This is a genomic window from uncultured Tateyamaria sp. (genome assembly GCF_947504105.1).
Classification (GTDB): domain Bacteria; phylum Pseudomonadota; class Alphaproteobacteria; order Rhodobacterales; family Rhodobacteraceae; genus Tateyamaria.
Genome location: NZ_CANNGP010000145.1, coordinates 1 through 908, shown reverse-complemented (window position 1 = coordinate 908; position 908 = coordinate 1). Strand labels below are relative to the sequence as shown.

Below are 908 nucleotides of genomic sequence, written 5' to 3'. Positions count from 1 at the left end.
TTTTATGAGAGAGATTGAGTGTTTAGATATGAAGTACCGCGGGCGGACGTTTTATACCGACAAGCAGAAGTCGGAGATGTGGGATCGATGGCAGCGAGGAGCGTCACTGAGTGCGATAGGTCGTAGGTTCGACCGGGCGTCTTCGTCGATCTTCCCGCATTTGGCTTTGACTGGCGGCATTCGACCACCTGTGCGTCTCCGATCCTGGTTGTCATTGAGCCTTGAGGAGCGCGAAGCAATTTCCCTTGGGTTGGCCGGTGATCGTTCTCTGCGTTCTATTGCGCGTGACCTCAAGCGCGCGCCATCGACCATCAGTCGGGAAGTGCGCAGAAACGGCGGGCGCAAGGCCTATCGCGCCGCACAGTCCAATCAGCGTGCCTGGGACTGCGCAAGGCGACCCAAAGCCTGTAAGCTCTCCTTCAACGAAGCTTTGTGCGGTTCCATTGCCCGCAAGCTGCGGCTGAAATGGTCTCCTCAGCAGATTGCAGGCTGGCTGATGCGCAGGCACCTGAATGAAGAGCAAGAGCGTTTGAGCCACGAAACGATCTATCGCAGCCTTTATGTGCAGACGCGCGGCGTTTTGAAGAAGGAGCTGCAGCAATGCCTGCGCAGCCCGCGTGCAATCAGACGGTCACGCCACGCGACGCAAAAGGGGCTAAAGCTGCGCAAGATCAAGGATGCGGTGCCGATCAGCGAACGCCCGCCCGAGATTGAAGACTGCGCTGTTCCCGGGCACTGGGAAGGTGACCTGATGGTCGGTACCAAAAACAGCTATATCGCCACACTGGTCGAGCGGCATTCCCGCTTTGTTATGCTGGCCAAAGTCGCGAACAAGGACACGCAAAGCGTTATCACGGCTCTGATCAAACAGGCCCGTAAACTGTCCAAGAAACTGTACCGCTCACTGA

1 protein-coding gene is annotated in these 908 nt (G+C 57.0%); it reads left to right on the top strand.

Annotation, left to right across the window (positions count from 1 at the left end):
- Window positions 1–28: 28 nt before the first annotated feature.
- Window positions 29–908: IS30 family transposase (locus tag Q1A75_RS23975; RefSeq protein ID WP_299593598.1), on the top strand; the 880-nt coding region annotated here is incomplete at its 3' end.